Origin of the sequence: Povalibacter sp., assembly GCF_036520495.1 — a bacterium.
Taxonomy (GTDB): domain Bacteria; phylum Pseudomonadota; class Gammaproteobacteria; order Steroidobacterales; family Steroidobacteraceae; genus Steroidobacter.
Map to the genome: position 1 here is coordinate 24,365 of NZ_DATDJO010000014.1, position 19,060 is coordinate 43,424.

Annotated in this window: 13 protein-coding genes and 1 pseudogene; 6 read left to right on the plus strand and 8 right to left on the minus strand. The window is 63.4% G+C overall.

What is annotated here, in order from left to right; genetic code table 11:
- The first annotated feature begins 2 nt into the window (after positions 1 to 2).
- Positions 3 to 3,245, plus strand: coding sequence for an efflux RND transporter permease subunit (locus VIZ63_RS04245; protein ID WP_331608263.1), 3,243 nt, complete (start codon positions 3 to 5; stop codon positions 3,243 to 3,245).
- A gap of 99 nt (positions 3,246 to 3,344) precedes the next feature.
- Here VIZ63_RS04245 and VIZ63_RS04250 read toward each other — a convergent pair whose 3' ends face one another.
- Positions 3,345 to 4,046, minus strand: a complete 702-nt coding sequence (locus VIZ63_RS04250; RefSeq protein ID WP_331608264.1) for a 16S rRNA pseudouridine(516) synthase — start codon at positions 4,044 to 4,046, stop codon at positions 3,345 to 3,347.
- Positions 4,043 to 5,107: a class I SAM-dependent methyltransferase gene (locus VIZ63_RS04255; protein WP_331608265.1), complete on the minus strand. Its 1,065-nt coding sequence runs from the start codon at positions 5,105 to 5,107 to the stop codon at positions 4,043 to 4,045. Before VIZ63_RS04255 ends, VIZ63_RS04250 begins: the two co-directional genes overlap by 4 nt.
- Positions 5,108 to 5,160: 53 nt before the next feature.
- On the opposite strand from VIZ63_RS04255, the gene VIZ63_RS04260 reads away from it, so the two are divergent.
- Entirely contained in the window at positions 5,161 to 6,267 is a 1,107-nt protein-coding gene (locus tag VIZ63_RS04260; RefSeq protein WP_331608266.1) for an alpha/beta hydrolase, read from the plus strand.
- Between the two features lie 92 nt (positions 6,268 to 6,359).
- Here the strand turns inward: VIZ63_RS04260 and VIZ63_RS04265 are convergent, their stop codons facing one another.
- The 5 genes and pseudogenes from VIZ63_RS04265 to VIZ63_RS04285 all read right to left on the minus strand — a co-directional run bounded on the left by VIZ63_RS04265 (position 6,360) and on the right by VIZ63_RS04285 (position 11,623).
- A complete protein-coding gene (locus VIZ63_RS04265) occupies positions 6,360 to 7,466 on the minus strand; it encodes a ketoacyl-ACP synthase III (protein WP_331608267.1) in 1,107 nt (368 codons plus the stop codon).
- 99 nt (positions 7,467 to 7,565) lie between these two features.
- A pseudogene (locus VIZ63_RS25355) lies at positions 7,566 to 7,927 on the minus strand (hypothetical protein).
- Complete coding sequence (locus VIZ63_RS04275) at positions 7,924 to 8,601, minus strand: response regulator transcription factor (RefSeq protein WP_331608269.1); 678 nt, start codon at positions 8,599 to 8,601, stop codon at positions 7,924 to 7,926. The pseudogene VIZ63_RS25355 and the gene VIZ63_RS04275 overlap by 4 nt, the downstream one beginning before the upstream one ends.
- Positions 8,598 to 10,334, minus strand: coding sequence for a GAF domain-containing sensor histidine kinase (locus VIZ63_RS04280; RefSeq protein ID WP_331608277.1), 1,737 nt, complete (start codon positions 10,332 to 10,334; stop codon positions 8,598 to 8,600). The genes VIZ63_RS04275 and VIZ63_RS04280 overlap by 4 nt, the downstream gene beginning before the upstream one ends.
- A gap of 71 nt (positions 10,335 to 10,405) precedes the next feature.
- Positions 10,406 to 11,623 carry a DUF1624 domain-containing protein gene (locus VIZ63_RS04285; RefSeq protein ID WP_331608270.1) on the minus strand — a complete coding sequence of 406 codons (1,218 nt, stop codon included), beginning with the start codon at positions 11,621 to 11,623 and terminating at the stop codon, positions 10,406 to 10,408.
- A gap of 148 nt (positions 11,624 to 11,771) precedes the next feature.
- On the opposite strand from VIZ63_RS04285, the gene VIZ63_RS04290 reads away from it, so the two are divergent.
- The gene (locus VIZ63_RS04290; RefSeq protein WP_331608272.1) at positions 11,772 to 12,914 is read left to right on the plus strand and encodes a fatty acid desaturase; all 1,143 of its coding nucleotides are present in this window, start codon (positions 11,772 to 11,774) and stop codon (positions 12,912 to 12,914) included.
- A gap of 11 nt (positions 12,915 to 12,925) precedes the next feature.
- On the opposite strand, the gene VIZ63_RS04295 is transcribed toward VIZ63_RS04290, so the two are convergent.
- Complete coding sequence (locus VIZ63_RS04295) at positions 12,926 to 13,705, minus strand: polysaccharide deacetylase family protein (RefSeq protein ID WP_331608273.1); 780 nt, start codon at positions 13,703 to 13,705, stop codon at positions 12,926 to 12,928.
- A 365-nt stretch (positions 13,706 to 14,070) separates the two neighbouring features.
- Here VIZ63_RS04295 and VIZ63_RS04300 point away from each other — a divergent pair, with 365 nt between their 5' ends.
- From VIZ63_RS04300 to VIZ63_RS04310, 3 genes are all read left to right on the plus strand, one after another.
- On the plus strand, positions 14,071 to 14,403 hold the full coding sequence (locus tag VIZ63_RS04300) for a thioredoxin family protein (RefSeq protein ID WP_331608274.1): 333 nt from the start codon (positions 14,071 to 14,073) through the stop codon (positions 14,401 to 14,403).
- A gap of 121 nt (positions 14,404 to 14,524) precedes the next feature.
- Positions 14,525 to 17,236, plus strand: a complete 2,712-nt coding sequence (locus VIZ63_RS04305) for a PAS domain S-box protein (RefSeq protein WP_331608275.1) — start codon at positions 14,525 to 14,527, stop codon at positions 17,234 to 17,236.
- A gap of 129 nt (positions 17,237 to 17,365) precedes the next feature.
- Positions 17,366 to 19,060: D-aminoacylase (locus VIZ63_RS04310; RefSeq protein WP_331608276.1), on the plus strand; the 1,695-nt coding region annotated here is incomplete at its 3' end.

The following is a 19,060-nucleotide window of genomic DNA, read 5'->3' on the forward strand; positions in this document are numbered from 1 at the left end:
CCATGTGGATTACGCGCGTCAGTATCAATCAGCCGGTCTTCGCGACCATGGTCATGCTCGCGATCGTGGTGCTGGGCCTGTTCTCGTACCGGCTGCTGCCGGTCGAGCAGATGCCGGATGTCGCGATTCCGCAGGTCTTCATTACTGTCGCCTACCCCGGTTCCTCTCCCGAGGCGATCGAGAACGACGTCATCAAGCCGATCGAGAACGTCGTCAACTCGATCAATGGCGTGAAGAACATCTATGCCACGGCCCGCGAAGGCATGGCGTTCATGCAGGTGGAATTCCGGCTCGATGTCGATATCGCCGAGTCGACACAGGAGGTGCGCGACAAAGTGGCGCAGGTCCGCGCTGCCATGCCGCGCGATGTCCGCGATCCGACCATCGGTCGCGCCACCAACGATAGTTCCGTACAGCCCATCGCGAGCATCGTCGTCTATTCCACGACGCGCAGCCTGCGTGAAGTGTCGACGCTGGTCGAGCAGCAGGTCGTCAAGCGTCTGCAGAACTCCTATGGCGTCGGCAACATCGGCGTTGGCGGTTCGGTCGAGCGCCAGGTGCAGGTGTTCCTGAAGCCCGAGCAACTGCAGAGCTACCGCGTCGGCGTCGATCAGGTGATCTCCGCCATCCAGGCGGCGAACCAGGATCTGCCCGCAGGCACCATCGCCAACGGCACGCAGGAACAGCTCGTGCGCGTCGAGGGCAAGATCAAGGATCCGGTCGGTTTCGAACGCATCATCGTCGCCAACCAGGGCGGCACTCCGGTCTACCTGCACCAGGTCGCGAGCGTCGTCGACGGCGAAGCCGAGGAAACCTCCATCTCGCGCGTCGACGGCCGCCGCGCAGTCTCTCTGTATATCTACAAAGTGCAGCGGGCCAACATCGTGGAGGCGGGTGAGGGCCTCAATGAGGCGATTGCCGATCTGCGCACCCGCCTGCCGGAAGACATCAAGATCGACACGCTGTGGTCCGAAGCCGAGTTCGTCAAAGGCTCGCTCGATCGCGTCAAGAGCACCATTCTCGAGGGCGCACTGCTCACGGTGCTGATCGTGTTCCTGTTCCTGCATTCGTGGCGCTCGACCATCATCACGGGCCTGACGCTGCCGATTTCCGTGATCGCGACCTTCATCGCGCTGAATTCCTTCGGGTTCACGCTCAACTTCATGTCGTTGATGGCCCTGTCGCTGAGCATCGGCCTGCTCATCGACGATGCCATCGTGGTGCGCGAGAACATCGTGCGGCACGCGGACATGGGCAAGGACCACCGCACGGCTGCCTTCGAGGCGACCAACGAGATCGGTCTGGCCGTCATGGCCACGACCTTCGCCATTCTCGCCGTGTTCATTCCGGTGGCCTTCATGGGCGGCGTCATCGGACGCTTCTTCCTGCAGTTCGGCCTGACCGTGGCGGTGGCCGTGCTGGTGTCGCTGTTCGTCAGCTTCACGCTCGATCCGATGCTGTCCGCCTACTGGCCCGACCCGAAGGAGGGCCGATTCCGTCGCGCTCCCTGGCTCGCTCGCCTGATGGACAAGATCGAAGAGGGCATCGATGCGGCGCACGCCATCTACGACCGCATGCTGCGGTGGGTCCTGGGCGATCGGCGTTACGGCATTCCTGGTCTTGCACGGCTCGCGCGGCGTTCCCGCGGCGAAGACGTCACGTTGCCGCGCTGGGCGAGCGTCAGTCCGCGTGCGCTCATGTTGCTGCTGGCCGCTTTCACCTTCTTCGGCAGCTTCCTGGTGCTGCCACTGGTGGGCAGCGAATTCATGCCCGAGACCGACAACGGCATGGTGCAGATGCGAGTGAACACGCCGCTGGGCTCGAGCCTGCAGTACACCGACGCCAAGATTCGTGATGCCGAGGAGGTGCTGTCGAAGATCGACGGCGTCAAACATGTGGTGACGCAGGTCGGCACGGACGAAGGCAAGAACTACGCAAGCATCATGCTGCGCCTGACGGATCTCAAGGACGGGCCACGCCCGTCGCAGAAGGAAGTCGAAAAGCTCGTGCGCGAACGCCTGTCGCACATGGCTGGCCTCGAGACCAAGATCCAGGGCATGAACCAGCCGGTCTTCATTTCGATCCTCGGCCCGGACACCGGCAAGCTCACGGAACTCTCTGAAGCGCTGATGGCGAAGCTCGCCACGATCCCCGGCATCGCCGATCTCGAAAGCAGCGAGAAGGGCTCGAATCCGACCATTGCGGTGCGGATCAACAATGAGCTCGCAAGCGACATGGGCATGACCACGGCACGCATCGGCAACGCCCTGCGTCCGCTGATTGCCGGCGACCAGATCAGCACCTGGCTTGGTCCGGACGGCCAGGACTACGATGTCATCGTGCAGCTGCCAAAGAACCGGCGCGAGATCAAAGCCGATCTCGGCGATCTCTACGTCAGCAGCACGCGGGTCGACGAGAACGGCACACCCGTTCTCGTGCCGCTGCGCCAGGTGGCGGAATTCGTCGAGACCGGCAGCCCGCAACAGATCAAGCGACTCAATCTGCAGCGTCGTATTTCGCTGTATGCGAACGCTGAGGGCCGTCCCTCGGGGGACGTCGGCAAGGATGCAGAGAAGATCGTCGCGGCAACCACGCTGCCGCACGGCTATCGCTTCGATGTCGGCGGCGGTCAGCAGGAAATGAACGAGATGCTCGGCGCCGCCGGCGCAGCGCTTGGTCTCGCGGTGATCTTCATCTACTTCGTGCTGGCGTCGCAGTTTGGCAGTTTTCTGCAACCGGTCGCGATCATGATGTCGTTGCCGCTGTCGCTCATCGGTGTGCTGCTCGCGCTGCTGTTCACCGGCACGACGCTGAACATTTTTTCGATCATCGGCTTCATCATGCTGATGGGACTGGTCACCAAGAACGCCATCCTGCTCGTGGACTTCACCAATCACGCGATGCGCGAAGGGCGCAGCGTGCGCGAAGCGATCCTCGAGGCAGGGCAGGTCCGTCTGCGGCCGATCCTGATGACGACGGCGGCGATGATCTTCGGCATGCTGCCGATGGCCATCGGCGTGGGCGAGGGCGGCGAAATTCTGGCGCCGATGGGTCGCGCCGTGATCGGCGGCGTCATCACCTCATCGATGCTGACGCTGTTGATCGTGCCGGTGCTGCTCACCTACATCTTTGGTCTCACGCGTCGTGTGAAGCGCCGGCTGCACAAGGAGTCGCACGAGACTGCGCAGGTGGCGCCGCCCGCCGGGCTCGTGCCGCAGAGTCCGCACATGCCGATCAAGGATTGATGCTGAACGGATCAGACGACCAGTCTGACGTCGCCTGGCGTTGCGTGCGTCCGCTCCCGGAGCGATTCGCGTTGCGGTGCCCGTCCACCCGACGGATCGCTATCCGCCGAACACCTTCTGCAGGTCCTCGCTGGCCAACACACGCCATTGACCTTCCGGCAGATCGCCGAGTTCCAGTCCGCCGACGCGGCTGCGATGCAGCTTCTCGACATGGTTGCCGACGGCCGCAAACATGCGTCGCGCCTGGTGATAGCGACCTTCGGTAAGCGTGAGCCGTGCCTGTCGTGGTCCGATGACTTCCAGGGCGGCAGGCGCGAGGGGCTCGCGCTCCGATTCGAGCATGAGTTTGCCGCTCGCGAAAATCGTCGCTTCGTCGCCGCGCAGATCGCGGGCCAGCGTCGCTTCGTAGATCTTCGCAATCGCGGATTTCGGATGCACGATGCGATGGAGCAGCCCGCCATCGTCCGTCATCAACAGCAGGCCGGTGGTATCCCGATCGAGCCGCCCGACGGTGGCCATGGTTGGCGAGCGCAGGCGGAAGCGTGGCGGGAACAGGTCGTAGACGATCTGGCTGGGATCCTTCATCGAGCACGTGTAGCCAGCTGGCTTGTGCAGCATCAGGACTACGCCGGTCGGCGGGTCGAGTGGCTCGCCATCGACCCGGATGCGCTCGTGCGGAACGTCATCGTCGGTGTAGAGGATCTCGCCATCAGGATCCGTGATGCGGCCGTCACGGACCATCGCCGTGACTTCCTTGCGGCTGCCGTAACCGAGATTGGCGACCAGTTTGAGAAGTTTCATCGTCTGCCTGTCGTGCGCGTTGCTTCGATGATCTTGAACCCGTCGCTTTGCGTCACAGTGCGCACTGTGCCGAAGCTGGCATTCAGCACGGACTCGTAGGGCAGATGGCGATTGGCGACCAGCCAGAGGCGGCCGCCCGGATTCAGCGACTGTGCGGCAATAGTGATGAAACGACGGCCGATATCCGGACGGTCGCCGTGCATGCTGGTATGAAACGGTGGATTGGTCACGATCACATCGTACTTGCGCGGCAGGCCGGAAGTCACATCGTGCCAGCGATAGGCGATCGGCACGGTGGTCTCGAGCGCCTGCAGGTTTTCCCGCGCCAGATCGAGTGCACGTGACTCGGCCTCGTACAGATCGAGAGAGCGGATACGCGGACAGCGATTCAATAATTCGACCGACAGATAGCCGAAGCCCGCGCCGAGATCCGCGGCGTCACCGGTCAGATTCGACGGCAGATGCGCTGCCAGCAGTGCGGAGGCTGCGTCGATCCGATCCCAGGCGAAAATACCGGGGCGGCTGACGAAGCGGCCTGCCTCGATACGTCGCGGCTCGTCCAGGGTCAGCCAGGTCGCTGCGATCTCGCGATCCGCGGGGCCGTTCAGGGGCGCCGTCCACACCGCGCGGCAATGATTCTTCGTCAGCGCGCTCACGGGGCCGGCGATGCGCTCGAGATCGCTCTGCATGGACCGCGCGCCTTCGCTGTTGGCCTGGCAGGTGAGCACTCGTCCGCCCGGCGCCGTCATGGCCACGGCGCGCGCCAGCAATGCGCGGGCTTCGTCGCGCTGACGCGGTGGCAGCACCAGGACCAGCGGATAGGTCGATCGTTCACCTCGAGCGATGTTGAAGTTCGCAGCGGCGAGCGCATCCGCGTCCGGCTTGAAGCTCTGTTCGCAAACGAGGCCCGGGAAATTCCCGTCACGCAATGACCACCCGTCGCGTGCGCGCAGGAACAAGGCGCCATCCTCCGGCCATTGCAGCGTTGCCTGCCGGAAGGGCAGCAGCAGCGTGTCGAGCACGGGATCGGCTGCGGGTGTCGTGATACTGGGAAGACTCATCTAGGGATTTGCCTGGCGTAGACTCTGAAGCGAAAATTCGCAGGGACTATTGTATGGCTCTCAAGCGTCCGAAGTGGGACACGGGCACGCTCGTCGTGCTGGAACATCATTCCCGCGTGCTGCGAGACAATCCGCTCGGCGATCCGAGCGTACGTAATCTCGCTGTCTGGCTGCCGCCCGGCTATGACGAGGGTGCAACGCACGGGCGCGGCAAGCGCTTTCCCGTACTGGTCGACATGGCCGGATTCACCGGTTCGGGCCTCGGCCACGTCGGCTGGAAAAACTTCAGTGAGAATGTTCCCGAGCGTGCCGCGCGCCTGGTTCATGAAGGCCGCATGGCGCCGGCGATCCTGGTGTTTCCGGATTGCTTCACCGCGCTCGGCGGCAACCAGTACATCAATTCAACGGCGATCGGCGCCTACGCCGATTACATCACGAAAGAGATCGTGCCGTTCATCGATCGCGAATTCCGCACGCGCGCCGCGCGCGACCATCGCGGCTGCTTTGGCAAATCGTCAGGAGGTTATGGCGCCATCGTCCACGGCATGAAATATCCCGCCATATGGGGCGCGATCGCCGATCACTCCGGCGATGCCTATTTCGACTTCGTCTATCGCAGCGACTGGCCGAACACGCTCAACGAACTGGCGAAATACCGTCCCGGGGCCCGCACGCCCGGAGCGCTCCATGTCAAAAAGGCCGAGCGCGGCATGGACCGCGGCCTCGACGATGGTCGCGTACGCTCATTTCTGGAAGCGGTGTGGAAGAAGCGCAAGCTCAGCGGCAGCGAGGTGCATTGCCTCATGAACATGTGCATGGCAGCGAGCTACGATCCGGACCGGCGTGCACCCAACGGTTTTCGCCTGCCGTTCAATCTCGAAACCGGCGAGCTGATCGAGAAGCGCTGGCAGGCATGGCTGCGGCACGATCCGATCAACCTGGTGAAGAAGCACCGCAGCAATCTGCGGTCGCTGCGCGGCATCTACATCGATTGCGGTTTCCGCGACCAGTACCAGATCCACTACGGTTGCCGCATCCTGTCGAAGCGCCTGGCGGCCGCGGGCATCCGCCATGTCTACGAGGAGTTCGACGATAACCATTCCGACATCGACTACCGCATGGATGTGTCGCTACCGTTTCTCACACGCGTGCTGCGCTGATAGCTGATAGTGGAAAGTTGATAGTGGATAGCGACGACGGCCCGCGGTGCCGTCCAACCTCTTCGCTATCCACTATCAACCATCAACTATCCTCAACGCGCCGCAAGCTGCACCTCGAAACCTCTCGACGTATTGCCTTTGCGGCGAATGATGTCCTGCACCAGTTCCACTCCTGTCTGATTGCAGGGCGGTAGTTCGAGGTCGCAGGTGCCCAGCGGCGTGACCCGGTCGCCCCAGCGGATGACATGAGCGCACCAGGTCAGGCCGCCGCCGAAGGCCGGCGTGAGCAACAGTGATCCGGGTTTGACGCGGCCTTCTTCGATCGCTTCTACCAGCGCCACTGGCACGGTGGCGGACGACATGTTGCCGTAGCGGTCGACGGTGACGAACACTTTGTCCATCGGTATGCCGGCGCGTTTGGCCACTGCCTCGATGATGCGCAGATTCGCCTGGTGGGGAATGCAGAGGTCGATGTCTGCTTGCGTAACGCCAGCACGGGAGAGCGCGTTTGCAGAGGCTTCGCTCATGCCGACCACCGCGCGCTTGAATATTTCCTGGCCGTCGAAGTCCCAGCGCGTGTCGCCCAGCTGCAGCTCGTGGTTGCACCATGCAGCGCCCATGCCGCGCACCCGCAGTGTGTGTCGTGCATCGGCGTAGCAGCCGAGCTTCTCGGCGATCACGCCTTCGGGGCGGTCGGTGGCCTGGATCACGACGGCGGCGGCGCCATCGCCGAACAGCACCGCGACATTGCGATTCGACCAGTCCATGTACGGGCTGATGCCTTCGACGCCGATGACCACTGCGTTCCTGACGACACCGGTGCGAACCATCGCCGTCGCGCTCGTCAGGCCGTAGAGGAAGCTCGTGCACGCCGTGTTGATATCCATTGCTGCCGCGTTGTTCGCGCCGAGCAATAGCTGCACGGCGGAGGCGGTGTTCGGTACGTGTTCGTCTGCCGAGACGGTTCCAAGCACGATGAGATCGACATCGGCCGCGTCCAGGCCGGCGCAGGCGAGGGCACGCGCCGCCGCGGCGTGCGAGAGCACCGTCATCGGTACGTGCGAGATGCGTCGCTCGCGGATGCCGGTGCGGCTGATGATCCAGTCATCCGTCGTATCGAGAAACGTAGCGAGTCCTGGATTGTCGAGCACGGCCGGTGGCATGCATTTGCCCCAGCCTGTAATGGCAGCGTACTTCATGAAAAAACCGTCCGGCGACAGACACCTGCGATGAGCCGGAATGGTACACGAGCGACACCGACCCGAGTTGGTGCCGCGGCGCAGCTGCGATTGTCTGCGCTATTCAGCGCGAGGAGCGGTGTCGTGCAGAGTGAGCAGTTGGTCAGCCGTGACGATGGTGGCGTATCCGTCCTGGAGATTGGCGAGCGACATCGCGTGCACTTAGGACGGCGTGCGCAGAGTGCCGTTGAGGTCCCGCTTGTCGAATGTGTACGTGGCGTCCGCTACGACATATGTCTTGAAGCCCAGGTTGCCCGTCGTGCGCGCTGTCGCTTCCACTGCATTGTTCGTGCGTCCCGCCATGCGTACAGGAGCTTCGCGATGTTGGCTTCCGCGTCGGGATTGTTGCGGCGGCCGAGTGCCGGATCCGCGATCGCGCGTTGCATGTCGATGATGATGAGGGTCTGGTTTGCTGCTGTCATCGCGCAGGCATCTCCCGCTTCGGCTTGCCCATGCCACGTTCGGCGGCGAACAGCGCCGCCTGCGTGCGATCTTCGAGTTTCAGTTTCGCCAGGATGATGCTGACGTAGCCCTTCACCGTACCTTCCGTGAGGTTCAGGTCGGCGCCGATCTGGCGGTTGCTCTTGCCGCGCGCAATCAGCTCCAGGACGCTGCGTTCGCGGTAGGTGAGCGTTGCCAGCGGGTCGGCGGGCTTGCCGGCGCGCAGCTGCTCCATGAGCGATCGCTGTGCCTGGGGATGCAGCCACGGATGGCCGTTGGATACGGTGCGCAGTGCTTCGAGGAAATCGGCCTTCGACACTTCCTTGAGCACGTAGCCCATGGCGCCGGCCTTCATCACGTCGCGCACCTGCTCGTCTTCTGCGTAGCTGGTCAAAGCCAGCACCTTCACGTCCGGCACGATGGCGCGCAGCATCCGGATGGCATCGGGCGCGTGCATGCCGGGCATCTTCAGGTCGATGAGAACCAGGTCCGGATGCAGCTGCGGGGCCATCCTGCAGGCCTCATCGCCGTTGGAGGCCTCGCCGACGATCGCAAATTCTTCGACGTCGCTGAGCAAGGCGCGCAGACCTTCGCGCACGATGGCGTGATCGTCGACGAGCATCAGTCTTCTCGGAGTGGTGACTGTCTGGTTCATGGCGCATCACGCTCTGTGGGTGAGTAGGGGACGGAGATGTCGACTGCGCTGCCAAGGCCGACGCGGCTCGCCACATGGCAGGAGCCGCCGAGCGCCCGCGCTCGTTCATGCATGGTCAGCAGGCCGATGCCGTGATCGGGACTGTCGGCGCCGGCCTGCTGTTCCAGCGGATCGAAGCCGGAGCCATCGTCGGATACGACGATGTTGATCCGCTCGACGCTGCGGCTCGCGTGAACGCGCACGACGCGCGCCTTGGAATGCCGGATCGCATTCGACAGGGCCTCACGGCAGATCATGTACAGCTCTTCTTCGACTTCCCGCGGCTGCGAGTGGTAGTCGCTGAAATCGAGCCGGATGCTGGGCGTTTCCGGGGCGAGAATCGCCGCCAGCTTGCGCAGCGCCACCTGCAGGCCGAAAGCCTTCACGTCATCGACGCCGGCCTTTACGGCAGTGCTGCCGGCAAGGCCGGTCGCCGGCCGTAACTCGCGCAGCAACGCACGCATTTCCGCGAAGGCCAGGCGCGACAATTCCTCGAGACGATGGGTACGGCGTTCGCCCTCGGCCGGATCGCGCTGCCAGGCGGATACCAGGGATTGCGCCGTCATGCTGATGGACGACAGTGCCTGACTCACCGAATCGTGCAGATCGCGCGCGAGACGCTGACGTTCGCGCATCACAGCGGCGTGTCGCGCCTCGGTCCAGAGCCGATTGTTCTTGATGGCGACCGCGAGATGATCGGCAATGATCTCGATGCTGCGCACGTCGTCTTCGTCGAAGGGCTCGAGGCCCTCGACGTTCACGCAGCCATAGACCTCGTCGCCCAGCACGATCGGTACTGCAAGTTCAGCGGATACGTCGATGGGCTCGGGCGGCGGCACGTAGCGCGGATCGCGGGACACGTCGTTGACCATCTGCGAGGCGCGCTGCGTGATGGCAGCGCCGATGATCCCTAGCGATACGCGCATGCGATACGGCTTGGTGAAGATCTGCGCGTAGGCGCCCGCATGTGAGCGGAACACCAGGTATTCGCCATCGTCATCGTGCTCGATCAGGGGGATGACGACATTCGGATAGCCGAGCACGGTGTGAATGATGTCCGCGGTCGTTGCCACCAGTTCTTCCGGTTCCAGTTCCGAGGACACCAGTCGCGACACCTGGGCGATCAGCGCCATGCGTTCGCTGCGACGTTGCTCGCGTTCGTAGCGGACGGCGTTCTGGATCGCGATGGCCGCGTGGCGCGCGAACAGCTGCAGCATCGCAACATCGCTGGCTTCGAAGCGTCGCGGCGGCTGCGCCCCGATGCCGAAGGCGCCGATGAGCTGCCCCGTGCCGCCGAAGATGGGTACGCCGATCACGGCATTGTCGGCCAGTTCGGGCACGGTCATGCCTTCCAGGTCGCCATAACGATCGAGGACCACGGGTTCGCGGGTCTCCAGGATTCGGCCCATCAGACCGCGGCCGGCGGCGAACTCGGTATTGAGTTCGATCTGCGGCAGGCGATGAATGGCTTCGACGCGGATGACTTTTCTGGTTTGCTGGTACAGCCCGATGGCGCCGTCGTCGGCGCGCAGCAGCTCACAGGCATGGCGCGTGATGCTGGTCAGCAGCGGACGCAGCGCCAGCTGATGGGCGATGTCTTCGAGAATGCGGCCGAACGCCTCCAGCGCATCGCTGGATCGCATCCTGCGGCGTTCGGGGATGTGCATCGGCGCGGGTTCACCGGGAATACCCATAGACAAGCATTTGGCCTGACGTTGTCTGCCGTCAAGCGGCGGTGTCGCGGGGTGTCGGGTAATGGCCATGATTACAGGTAGGACAGCCACCAATCGTTCCGCCGCTCCTTGAGCCTGCAGAACCAGAGGCACAGCGGATAGCCGAGGGCGAGGACCAGTACCCAGACGGCGTAAATCATGGGCAATCCAAAGCCCCAGCCCGGCGGCTGCCGGAAGAGGTCGTAGAACAGCAGGGCTCTTGCATCGAATCCGCACAACCAGGCGACGGCCGCTGCCAGCAGGTGAGCCATCGGGATGTGCAGCACGTAGAAGAAGAGCGGGACACGGCCGAAGGTGCGCAGCACGTCGCGCAGGCGTGCTGCCCGTTGCCGCAATTCCAGCCCCTCGAACGCCGCCAGCAGCAGCGCCGCGATGCCCAGCGTCGCCAGGACGTACAGCAGCGAAGGCGGATACTTCTGAACGTTGAAGAAGGCGAATGCGGTCTGTTCCAGCGTGGCGTGTTCAGTCCACGGCGTCGTATCGCCATAGCCATTGAGCAGACGCAGGACGAAGAAGGCTGCGAGCGCCATACCGCCGCCGGCCACGAGCAGCGTTCGTCGCGTGTCCGCGGAGCCGCGATACATCGCTCCGGCGCAGTAACCGAGCGCCATCACGCCAATCCAGGGAATCACCGGGTAGGCGACAAAGCCGAACGATACGGGGCCGGCGACATGCAACAGATTCCACAGCGGCGCCCAGACGCCAAACTGGCCCGGGGCAATGCCATCCAGCAGGTTGTGACCGGCGATGAGCGCGATGGCGACGCACAGCACGGCCTTGGACGGCAGTCGCGCCAGCGCCGCCATGGCGACCATGGCAGCGCCGATCGCCCAGATGACCTGCAGGAACACACCGTGGGGATAGGACGCCATGAAGGTCCACGAGATGTTGATGACGGTCAGTTCCAGCGCGATCAGCCACAGACCGCGAGTCAGCAGGAAGCGGCTGAGTTGCGACGGCGACAGTCGCTGCGACATCAGGAACGCGCTGACACCGGCAAGGAAGACGAACGTGGGTGCGCACAGGTGCGTGATCCAGCGCGTCAGGTACAGCGGCAGACTCGTTTCGTCCGGATTCAGCGGATCGATATGGCTGTCAGTGAAATAGTGACGTACATGGTCCAGTGTCATCAGAACCATCACCAGCCCGCGTACGACGTCGATGGATTGCAGTCGTATCCGTGCGCGCGTAAGCGCACCGGCATGTGATGGGGCTGCTGCTGCCTGCAGGTCGAAAGGGGTGCTCGACATGTCCGCTCCTGTCTGAACCGGCAGGGTAGGCGTCTCCTGTTTTTGCGGGCACTGCAAGGCGTTGGCTGGCGCCTCTCACTTTCGTCAGGTAGTGTGGCCCTGCTAGGATCGACTGTCCGTGCAAACCCCTGAATTGATGGAGATATCGATGACCGAAGCCCGCGACGCCGTCAAGGCGCCGTTCAACTGGCCGGCTGTGTTCATGTTCGCGATCACGACGTTGCCCGCGGTGACGGTGTTCCCTTGGTACGCCTGGAAATACGGTTTCGATGCCTTCGAATGGACCTGGTTCGTGGCCCTGTGCTTCATCACCGGTATCGCCATCACCGGCGGCTATCATCGCCTCTGGTCGCACCGCAGCTACGAGGCGTCCAAGCCGCTGCAGATTTTCTACATGCTGTTCGGCGCCATGTCGCTACAGAACAGCATCCTCGTCTGGGCATCGATGCATCGTGTCCATCATCGTCATGTCGACGACGTCGACAGCGATCCTTATTCGATCAAGCGCGGCCTGTGGTTCGCGCACATGGGCTGGATGCTGCGTGACTACCCGGCCGGCAAGGCGAATACGACCAACGCGCGGGATCTCGAAGCCAATCCGATCGTAATGTTCCAGCAGCGCTACTACCTGTGGCTCGCCGTCGGCATGAACCTGGGTATTCCGCTGCTGCTCGGCTGGTGGCACGGCGACATCTGGGGCGCACTGCTGCTGCCCGGACTCATGCGCCTGGTCGTGAGTCATCACGTGACGTTCTTCATCAACTCGCTGGCGCACTACTGGGGCCGTCGCCCGTACACCGCGGAGAACACCGCGCGCGACAACGATGTGCTCGCGCTGTTCACCTACGGCGAGGGCTATCACAACTACCACCACATCTTTCAGTGGGACTACCGCAACGGCGTGCGCTGGTGGCAGTACGACCCGACCAAGTGGTTCATCGGCCTGTGTTCATGGCTCGGCCTGGCCGGTGGCCTGCGCCGGGTGCCGGAGTTCCAGATCCAGAAAGCCCTGGTCGAGCGGCAGATCGAACAGGCCCGCGAACGCGTCATTGCCTGCCAGGACCCGAGCATGCTCGCGCGTCTGCAGGCGCAGCTCGAACACGAGGCGGCGCATCTGGCGCAGCTCATCGGCGACTGGGCGGCCCTGCAGCAGGAAAAAATCGAAGCCACCAAGCAGAAGCTGCTGGATCAGTGGAATGAAAGCGAAGCGCATCGCCGCCTGATGGCGATCGAAGAATCGCTGCGCCTGCAGCAGCGTCGCGTGCGGATGATCGGTCAGCAGGCCGCGTAGTCCGCGCTGCTTCAGCGGCGCAGCAGTTCCGATACTGTCGTCGCCTGCAAGCCCTGCTGGCGCAATCCGTCGAGGATGAGCGGCAGGGCGTCTAGGACGACGTGTCGCCGCGCTCCCTCGATATCGTGACCGTCGTGCAGCAGCACGATGTCCCCTGGCTGAATTTTCCGTAGCACCCGTGCCGCCACCGCGCGCGGGTCGCGTATCACCGTATCGCGACTGTGTAGCGACCAGGCGACGATCGTCAGCTCGCGTCTGGTGGCCACTCGCGCCAGCGCCGGACTCTTCAGGCCGACCGGCGGTCGATACAGCGGCTCGCGATCCGAGCCGGTCAATTTCTGGATGATGGATGTATTGCGCGCAAGGTCTTCCGTGTGCGCGCGAGGGCCATAGAAGTTCTGCAGGCGCGAGTGCTGCCAGGAATGGTTGCCCAGTTCATGGCGCTCATCGACGATGCGCTGACCGATCGCGGCGTGGCGCTGCAGATAACGACCGATCGTGAAAAACGTACCGCGCGCATCGGCGGCGCCGAGGATGTCGAGCACTGCGGGAGTGACTGCGGGGTCGGGACCGTCATCGAAGGTCAGCGCCACTTGCGGTTGATCGCGTGGACCATGCGCTATGGTCGGATAGAAGACGCTGGACGTCGGGCGAAAGATGCCATCGAGCATGACGGCAGCCAGCGCCGCTGCCGGAACGGCAAAGCCCAGCGGAACACCGAACAGCGCAGAGCCACCCAGTACAGCGGTCCCTCCCCCCAGGAGTACCTTGTCGGCTCGACTGATGTTCACACGCTCGTCCCGGTTCTTAGATCCGGCGACGAGAATAGAGTGAACGGGCAGGTCAAGCCACCCGTTCACCCGATAGCGGGTGGCAGAAATCGAGTTCCTTCTCCAGCTCGTCGGCTTTTTTCGCGTTTGCCGCAGCATTGGTCTGCTTCTGCTGTTGCAGGCGCTTCTCTGCGGTACGAGTTGCGGATCGCCGGAAGGAGCCATCCCTCGGCCGGAGCGCCACAGGCCTGCGGCGTTGTGCGAGGCAGCAGTCAAATCGTTTCTTCCAATCGGCGGAATCGTCAGCGCAGATTGGTGATTGGCTGGCAAGCCCCGATGATCGTCGGACACACCGCTTTCGTGCGGTGCGACTACCAGGAGAAAGCATGAGTCACGCCAACATCATTTCTGTCAGCGATGCGACCTTCGAAGCGCAGGTGCTGGCCGCGGACGGTCCGGTCCTCGTCAAGTTCGAAGCCGACTGGTGCGGTCCGTGCCAGGCCATGAAGCCCGCGATCAACGATCTGGCCGAGGAGTTCGGCGCCAGCCTGACCATCGCCACGCTGGACATCGATCAGAACAATCAGACGCCGTACAAATATGGCGTCCGCGGCGTCCCTACGGTGATCCTGTTCGACAAGGGCAAGATCGTCGGGCAGAAAGTGGGATTGGCACGCAAGGCAGATCTGGCGGAGATGATCAGTCAACGGCGCGCCTGACGTCGTCATTTCGCCAGCCTGCGGGCGTAGCCCCGCAAGGCATTCCTGGAGGAAAATGCGGACGGGATGCCCGGGAAACGTCACGTAGGATCTTCCGGAGCGCGCGAAACCGGGAGAGAGGATGGTGAATGGCAGCGATCCGGCGAAAGTGCATGGCTTACGGATCGAACTGGGCCTGTCCGCTTTGGCTCACGGCGCGCTGCTGGTCGACGGCGACGGTCTTATCCTCGCCGCCAATCGCGCCGCCAGCCGGATTCTCGCCTCTGACGACGCACGCCTCGAGGGCCATTCGCTGTCGGAGTTCATTCCCGATCTGAAACGCGACGACCTGCAGACGCTGTTCCTGAGTAAGCCCCAGGAACGCAAGCGCGAGATGCCGCGCAAGCGTGAGATGCTGGGTGCGCGCCGTGATGGTGTCCGCCTGCCGCTGCGCGTGAGCGTCAGCAGCGTTCGCAGCAGCGGTTCGCCAGCGCTGCTGGTGATGGTCAGCGACCTGAGCCGTCGCAAGTTGCTGGAAGCGGCGGATCGCGACAGTCGCCACGGTTTTCGCCTGCTCGCGCAGGCCCTGCCACAGATTCTCTGGACCTGGTCCGCCCGCGGCGACGTCGAGTTCGTCGGTCCGCAATGGATCGAGTACACGGGGCTGCCGCTGGAGTCGCATCTCGGCTCGGGCTGGCTGAACCAGGTTCATCCTGACGATCGACCGGGCCTTGTCGATGCAAAGCGGGCTGCCATCTCGGGCGAGCGAACGCTGAAGGCAGAGTTTCGTGTGCGTCGGTACGACGGCGAGTATCAATGGTTCGAGAGCACGATCGTGCCACTGCGAGCCCGCGACGGCACGTTCGTGCGCTGGGTCGGCACCATCGACAATATCCATGAAGCACGCGCCAACCGTGTCGCGTTGATCGCCGAGCGCGATCGCTTCGCCAGGCTGGTCTCCAGCGTCCCCGGCGCCGTGTATGCGTTCCGTCGCGCTCCCGACGGTTCCGCGGCATTTCCCCTGTCGACCGGCGGCATAGCGAATTTCGTCGGCCTGTCCCGCAAGGCCGCGACAGATCGCGATCCTCGCAGCATCCCGTACATCCACACCGACGACCTGGCGGCGATGCGGGGCTCCATCGACGAATCCGCGCGATCGCTGACGGCCTGGCACGGAGAATGGCGAGTGCAGCATCCTGAACGCGGCGAGATATGGGTGGAGGCGCGTTCGATTCCAAACCGCGACGACGATGGCGGCACGACCTGGTACGGCATCATGATGGATGTCACGCAGCGTAAACGCGCCGAGGAGGAACTGCAGCGTTCGCAGGCACGACTGCAGGCGGCGCTGATGGCGAGTGGCATCGGCACGTGCATCTGGGATGTCGCGAGCGGACGCGTGTGGTGGGACGACGCGCTGCTCGAGCTGTTCGACAGGACCCGCGAGGAAGTCGAAGGCAACAGCATCGAGCACGCCATCAATTTCATACATCCCGAGGATCGTGTGCAGGTCACGAACGCAATCATTCCAGTGTGGCAGGGTCGGGGCGACACACTGAATGTCGAATGCCGATCGTTGCGGCGTGATGGCGCATTGCAGTGGATTGCCGTGAATGCTCGCGTCGATCGCGATGCCGGGGGCAAGGTCATTCGCGTCACGGGCGCCTGTACCGATATTACCGAACGCAGGCGCGCCGAGGAATCGCAGCGCAACCTGCAGCGTATCGAATCGCTGGGGACGCTGGCCGGTGGTATCGCACACGACTTCAACAATCTGCTGCTGGCCATTGCCGGCAACGTGCAGCTCGCCATGGCGGATCTGCCGCTCGATCACGAGGTACAGCACAGCCTGGAGGAGATCGAACGCGCTGCTGCGCGCGCGTCCGACCTCGTGCGTCAAATACTGGCGTTCAGTCATCAGAGCGAGCCGCGCCGCGCCGTCATCGCCTTGCGCCCGACCGTCGAAGAAGCATTGCGCCTGCTGCGCGCCTCATTGCCCGCAATGATCGACATCCAGGCCGACTTCGGCGAACAGCCGCTGGCGGTCGATGCAGATTCGACGCAGATCCACCAGATCGTCATGAACCTCGTCACCAACTCGGCTCATGCGATCGGCGATCGGGCCGGCACTGTCACAGTGACCACACGGAGCGTGACGGTCGGTTCGGGACACATTCAGCCCGCTGCCGAACTCGCGTCCGGTATCTATGTATGCATTATCGTGAAGGACACGGGCAAGGGAATGGACGAGGCCACGCTCGATCGCATCTTCGATCCCTTCTTTACGACGAAACCGGTCGGGCACGGGACGGGTCTCGGCCTGAGCGTCGTACACGGCATCGTGCGTGCTCATGGCGGGGCTATTACGGCCACGAGCCAGCCCGGGGACGGCGCCACGTTCCATGTATACCTTCCTGCTGCGACTCGTGCCGCAGAGAGCACCGATGCGGTCGTGCAGACGGTGACGCAGGGACGCGGGCAGCGCGTCATGTATGTCGATGACGAAGATGCACTCGTCTTCCTGGTCTCGCGGGTGCTGGAGCGCCTGGGATATGGGGTGACCGGGTTCACCGAGGCGAGCAAGGCCCTGACCGCGTTCCAGGCACACCCCGACAACTACGATGTCGTCGTCACGGATCTGTCGATGCCCGGGATGTCGGGCTTTACGCTGGCCCGCTCCATGCTCGAGATCCGACCGGATATTCCCGTGCTCATGACTTCCGGCTACGTCCGCCCGCAGGATCGCGAAGCGGCCGAACAGCTCGGAATCCGCGAACTCATTCTCAAGCCCGATACCATCGACGAATTGGGAAGCTCGCTCGAACGCCTTTTCAAACTGTATAAAGCGACCTGAAAGCAGGCTAGAGTCGCTGGCGCCCGAGTCAAGCGCCGACGAAGAAGAATCGCAGATAAGGTCCTTCGGTCATGTTCTCCGTGGCGATTCCTTGTCCTTGGATCGCCCCCGCTGTGGAGGGGTCTCGCTGTGTACAAAAAGAACGATGCGCCGTGGGTCGCATGTATTGCCGTGGCTGTGCTCAGCCTGGCCGCGCTACCGCTGCTCGCGACGGCGGAGTCGGTCGATCTGTTGATCCGCAATGGTGCGATCTACGACGGTCATGGCAACGCTCCGGTTCGCGGCGACCTCGCGGTCGATGACGGGCGCGTCGTGGCCATCGGCAACCTGACGCAATACAAAGGCAGGAAGGAGGTCGACGCACGGGGCATGGCCGTGGCGCCGGGATTCATCAACGTGCTGTCGTGGGCGCCGGAATCGTTGCTGCACGACGGCCGCGCAATGAGCGACGTGAAACAGGGCGTGACGCTGGAGATTTTCGGCGAGGGTGATTCCTACGGCCCCGTGAATCGTGCGATTCGCGAAGAAATGATCCAGACCCAGGGCGACATTCGTTTCGACGTCACCTGGAAGACGCTCGATGAATTCCTGAAGACGCTGGCGAAACGCGGTGTCTCCCCGAACGTTGCGTCGTTCATCGGTGCAACAACGGTGCGCGAGTACGTGGTCGGGTTCGAGGATCGTCCGCCAACGTCGGCGGAACTGGAGAAAATGCAGGAACTGGTGCGCGAGGCGATGCGCGAAGGTGCGCTGGGGGTCGGCAGTTCGCTGATCTATGCGCCGGCTGCGTATGCGAAAACGGATGAACTCGTTGCGCTTGCCAAAGTGGCCGGCGAGTATGGCGGTGCCTACATCTCCCACTTGCGCAGCGAAGGCGACCGGTTTCTGGAAGCGCTGGATGAGTTGATTCACATCTCGCGCGCAGCGGGGGTGCCGGCGGAGATCTATCACCTCAAGGCGGCGGGAGAGAAGAACTGGCCGAAGATGCAGCAGGCCATCGACAGGATCAAGGCGGCGCGCCAGGAAGGTCTCGCGGTCTCTGCGAACATGTACACCTACACGGCCGGTGCGACCGGTCTGGATGCGGCGATGCCGCCCTGGGTGCAGGCCGGTGGCATCGATGCCTGGATTGCACGGCTGCAGCGCCCCGAGATTCGCGAGCGTGTACTGCGCGAGATGCGCACGCCGGCGGCTGATTGGGAGAATTTCCTGCTCGCTGCCGGTTCGCCCGAGCGCGTGCTGCTCATCGGCTTCAAGAACGACAAGCTCAAGCCGCTGACCGGCAAGTCGCTGGCCGAGGTGGCGAAGCTTCGGGGCACCTCGCCGGAAGACACGGTGATCGATCTCGTCATCGAAGACCGGACGCGCGTCGGCACCGCCTATTTCCTGATGTCCGAAGAGAACGTGACGCTGGGACTATCCCAACCCTGGGTCAGCCTCGGCTCCGATGCGGACGCTCCAGCCAACGAAGGGGTGTTCCTGCAGAGCAATCCGCATCCGCGGGCGTACGGAAACTTCGCCCGGTTCCTTGGCCGCTATGTTCGTGAGCAGCGGGTGACGTCGCTGCCGGATGCGATCCGGCGCATGACCCATCTGCCGGCGCTCAATTTCAAGTTGAAGGATCGGGGCTGTCTGGATGTACGCTGCCACGCCGACATCGTTATTTTCGATCCCGCAACGATCAGCGACCATGCAATGTTCGCCCAGCCGCATCAGTATGCGACGGGTGTCGTGCATGTATTCGTCAACGGGGAGCAGGTGCTGCGCGACGGTGAGCACACCGGCGAGATGCCCGGACAGGTGGTGTATGGGCCGGGGCGTAAA